General features: G+C 68.3%; 5 protein-coding genes. All 5 read left to right on the top strand.

Annotation, left to right across the window (positions count from 1 at the left end):
* Window positions 1-60: 60 nt before the first annotated feature.
* The 5 genes from AC08OO_RS22505 (at window position 61) to AC08OO_RS22525 (ending at window position 4497) form a co-directional block, all read left to right on the top strand.
* The gene (locus AC08OO_RS22505) at window positions 61-1086 is read left to right on the top strand and encodes a replication-relaxation family protein (protein WP_476619045.1); all 1026 of its coding nucleotides are present in this window, start codon (window positions 61-63) and stop codon (window positions 1084-1086) included.
* 307 nt (window positions 1087-1393) lie between these two features.
* Window positions 1394-1915, top strand: a complete 522-nt coding sequence (locus tag AC08OO_RS22510) for a hypothetical protein (RefSeq protein WP_476619046.1) — start codon at window positions 1394-1396, stop codon at window positions 1913-1915.
* A gap of 411 nt (window positions 1916-2326) precedes the next feature.
* The gene (locus tag AC08OO_RS22515; protein ID WP_476611764.1) at window positions 2327-3148 is read left to right on the top strand and encodes a class I SAM-dependent methyltransferase; all 822 of its coding nucleotides are present in this window, start codon (window positions 2327-2329) and stop codon (window positions 3146-3148) included.
* Between the two features lie 124 nt (window positions 3149-3272).
* Complete coding sequence (locus tag AC08OO_RS22520; RefSeq protein WP_476611765.1) at window positions 3273-3584, top strand: hypothetical protein; 312 nt, start codon at window positions 3273-3275, stop codon at window positions 3582-3584.
* 28 nt (window positions 3585-3612) lie between these two features.
* Window positions 3613-4497, top strand: coding sequence for a hypothetical protein (locus AC08OO_RS22525; protein ID WP_476611766.1), 885 nt, complete (start codon window positions 3613-3615; stop codon window positions 4495-4497).
* Window positions 4498-4717 lie beyond the last annotated feature (220 nt).

Below are 4717 nucleotides of genomic sequence, written 5' to 3' on the forward strand. Positions count from 1 at the left end.
CTTCCAGCCCCGCCCGCCCGTTGACCGCCGCCCGCGTCACCGTCCAGGGAGACACCACACGTGATCACGAATCCTCCGCAGCAGAAGCATCTCGGCCGCCGCACCTACGCCCGTCCCGCCACCCGCACCGTCGCCGGCAGTGAGCACCAGCTGTGGCTGGCCCACCACCTCACCCCCCGGGACCGGTGGATCACCCGAATGCTGCACGAGCACCGGGTCCTGACCACCCACCAGATCGTCGAACTCGGCTGGACCAGCCGCCGCGCGGCGAACCTGCGCCTGCTGGAGCTCTACCGCTGGCGCGTCCTCGACCGGTTCCAACCGCTGGTGCCCTCCGGGCTGGCGCCCATGCATTACATCCTCGACGTCGCCGGCGCGGCCGTGCTGGCGCATGAGGACGGCCTGGACCCGAAGAAGATCGGCTACCAGCATGATCGGGCGAAGGGCATCGCCCATTCCCTGCACCTGGCGCATCGGGTCGCGGTCAACGGCATGTTCACCCGCCTTATCCACCACGCCCGCCAGCCCGGCGCCGCGGGCACGCTGACCGCCTGGTGGCCGGAAGAACGCTGCGCCCGGCATTTCGGCGACATCGTCCGCCCCGATGCCTTCGGACGCTGGACGGCCCGCGGCGGCACCGTGGTCGAGTGGTTCCTGGAACTGGACTACGGCACCGAACCCCTGCACCGTGTCACCGCCAAGCTCGCCGCCTACCAGCAGCTCGCCACCAGCACCAGAATCGCTACCCCGATCCTGCTGTGGACCACCACCGCCCGCCGGGAGGCCCGGCTACGCGCAGCGATGGCGCAGACGCTGCACAACCTCGACCGACCCGAGCTGGTGCCGGTCGCGACCACCGCGGCCGACCTCACCCCACCCGATCAACATCTCGACCCCACCCCGGCCCGCTGGCTTCCCCTGACCACGACCCGGCCCGGCCGGCTCGGCCTGGACCAGCTCCCCGACGTCCCGCCGCACCTGCGCCCCACCGCCCGCCAGGATGACACCGCTGGCCCGTCGGACCCATCCGGCCGGCTGCACCCGCCGGACCCGATGCCACCCACCAGTCTGCATCCCGCGGCCTAATGGGACCACGCCCATCCGTGCTGATGGTGTCTGCCCGCCGGTCTTGCGGCCGGCGGGCAAGGCACCGCCGGCGCGGGAGAAGACCCACTCCGACCGGGTCTCCGGACGGTCGGGACGCCGGCAGCCCCGTATCAGAGTGACGGGGCATGTACGGCGCCACCACCCGCCGCACCGGCCCGAGAAGAAAGGGAGACGGCCGCGGATGGTCGGGACGACGCTCGCCCCGCATGAACAAGTAGAGGCCCGACACCGGCCAGGGCATGACCCGGCCCGGTCGGGCACGGGGATCACGAGAGAGGACTGTGCTGTGAACGCTGACACTTGGACGCTCGTCGAGGACATCACTAGCCGCGTGCAGCGCGCCGTGCGCGCCGGGGACTACCCCGCCATCCTGGGCCTGCAGGGCGACCGGAACCTGTTCCTCAGCGATTACCCCTACCTGACCAGTTGGGCGACCGCCCTCGCGTTCGAGATCCGGGCCGCCGCCACCGCGAAGGCCATCCACACCCACCGCTGGGTTCTCGCCGTCCCCCAGGTCTGGTACGACGACGGCGAGATCATCCAGGCCCGGCCGCTGTACACCGCACCGCTCCAACCCGGCGAGACCGAGACGATCAGCTGGATGAGCTATGACGCCACCGACGGGGTCGACTACGGCCGCGTCGAGTTTGCGCGCCGCCCGGACGGCCAGCCCGTCTTCGACGACCTCGAATACTTCACCAGCCCCGTCCAGCCCCTGCCCCGCCACCCCGGCGGCGCCCTACACCGCCTCCTGGTCGCCGACATCGACCTCAGCGAGATCACCCCATCCCTGCCCACGCGACGCTGACCACACGCACACCTCAGACCGCAAGCACGGACAGTGTCGGCGGGTGGGCAGGTGTAGCGACGCTGATCATGCTCCTGGCCGACGAGGAGATCGCCGTTCATTTCAATCACCCGTCGGCTGGCCACGTTGTGCCGCCGCACGGTGAGCACCGCCGAGTGAACAGCGGTCCCGTTCAGTGGCGGAAGGCAGCCGCAACCATGGAATCTCCATGTAGGCACGCACCCAGAGGCTGGGGTCAGGTGGTTCTTCGACGGCCTCGACCTCGTCGAACTCGGGCCTCCTCTCGACCGTGCAGACGGGGACGAAAGCTCCCTCGCCGCCGACACGGTCGTGGCCTGCTCGCCGGGGGAACGGGGCGGGGGCATGCCGAGACCGACAACAACCCGAGCTAGTTAGGTTAGGCTAACTTTCATGACCATGGGGAAGGTGTCCGCGGCGGAACTGGACGAGGTGTCCTCGACACTGCTCACCCCGCTGTACGGGCGTGCGCACGCACAACGCTTCGCACCAAAGGCCCGGTTCACTGATCCGATGGCCGCCCAGCTTCTGCAGGCCGTCGCGTTCGACGACAGTCGAGTACTGTCCGACCGATCCAACAGTGGCGGCACGATCTGGCGTTCCCTCGTCCTGGACGAGCTGACCGTGACATTCGCCCGCCGCCACGACCGGCCGGCGATCGTCACGGTCGGCGTGGGGCTGTGCACCCGCCTCTACCGTCTGGCCGGGCAGGTTCCCGACTCCGCGAGCTGGGTCGGTATCGACTCGCCGGAGGTCATCGACATCCGCCGGCGGCTGCTACCCGACGAACCGATGACGCTCGGCGCCGCGTCCGCCACCGAACCCGGCTGGCTCGACACGTTCGACCTGGCCGGACGGCCGGTACTCCTGATCGCAGAAGGTGTGATCATGTACTTCGGCGAGGCGGGATTGCGGACCTTCCTCACCGAGGCCTTGCGCGCCAGTGCCGGCACCGAACTCGTCGCCGACTACTTCCACCCCCGCATCGCCCACAGCGACCGCCACCCGATCGTCAAGGCCACCGGCGCACGGTTCCGCTCCGGTGCCCGCGACGGAGCGGCACTGGCACACCTCGTCCCCGGCTGGACCCTGGTGGACGAGCACCCCGTCATGGAACGCATAAGCCCCGCCCACCGCCTGGCAGCCACAGCGTTCCGACTCGCAAGCCTCGGTGGCCGGCCCTACGCCGTCGCCCACCTCCGCGCAGCGCCCTGACCCCGCGCTCACAGTGCATCTGTTCCCGGGACAGGCACTCTCACCCCGCAACGCATCGACGATCAGCTCGTGCCGGACGGGGCCGGGAGGAGTGTCAGCTCCCCGCATCGGTAGGCTGCCGCCCGTGGTGGAGTTGAGTGACGCCGAGCTGGACGCTCTGGTCGAACGTGCCGTCGTCGACGCCTACGGCGAGGACGAACAGCTCACAGCCTTCCACGCAATGATCGAAGACAGTCTCGCGGTTCCCTTCCAGACCACCGTCCTGGGTGTGGAGGTGACCGTCACGGGGATCGATCTGCTGCCTGGGAGCGGCATCGTGGCGATCTGCGTACGTGGGAGGCACCGCCAGGCGATCGGCATCCTGGACCTGCCGCTACCCACCCCGCCCCCGGCAGGGGCGGAATGGATCCACGCCTACCGGCACTGGGCGCCCTGACAACGCGACGACACAGGCAGGCTGAACGGTGTCCGAATACCAGTACTACGAATTCCTGGCCCTCGACCGCCCCCTGAACGAACGGCAACAGGCCGAGGTCCGGGCACTATCCACCCGGGCCCGCATCACCGCCACCCGTTTCACCAACGAATACCACTGGGGCAACTTCTCCGGCGATCCACACACAATGATGGAGCGCTACTACGACGCCCATCTCTACCTCGCCAACTGGGGCACCCACCGTCTCATGCTCCGCCTGCCCCGCACCATGCTCGACCTCACCGTCGCCGAGCGGTACTGCGTTGACCCGCACGTCACCGCCTGGACCACCCGGCAGCATCTTCTCCTTGACCTGACCAGCGACAACGAGGGCGAGGACTGGGTCGAAGACGCCGAGGACTCGCTGTCGGCGATCGTCGGCGTCCGCGCCGAACTCGCCGCCGGTGACCTACGCCCGCTCTATCTGGCCTGGCTGGCCGGCTACGGAACCTGGGAACGCGACGAGAACGCCTTCGGCGACGAGGAAGAGAACGACCTCGAACCGCCTGTACCCGCCGGGCTGGACACCCTCACCGCGCCTCAGCGGGCCTTGGCGGACTTCCTCCGCCTCGACGCCGACCTGCTCGCCAGCGCGGCTCAGGCCAGCCCACCCATACCACCGGTCAAGGAAGACCCCCGCGCACTGGGCAGATGGATCAAGGGTCTTCCCTCCCGCGACAAGGACACGCTCCTCCTCCATATCGCGCAGGGCCACGGCACCCGAGTTCAGGCGGAGATGCTGCGACGCTTCCGCGGCGAACCCGACAGCGACAGAAACGACCACCCTCGACGCACCGTCGCCCAACTGCTGGACACCGCCGCGGGTATCCGCCAGGAACGCCACCGGCGCACCGAGGCCGCACGCACCGAGTAGAAGACCCATGACACCCAAGCATGGCGACTCGGGAAACAATTCATAAATCATCTAATGGGATATTTATTGCGCCCTTTTTTATCGTCGACACAGACCTGTAGCGACATCACCCGAAGGCCGTGAGATGGAAAGGATCATTGTTTCTTGGATGGCTGTGGTGTCCCATCCAAAGATTCTACAGGGTCCGTGTTGACGGTGAAACCGAGGTGTGTGTAGGAGC

The sequence above is a fragment of the Frankia sp. CeCAU1 genome (assembly GCF_977971845.1).

Excerpts from the sequence above, each read along its gene's own strand:
- AC08OO_RS22515 (WP_476611764.1), top strand. The coding sequence starts at position 2,327 with ATGACCATGGGGAAGGTGTCCGCGGCGGAACTGGACGAGGTGTCCTCG.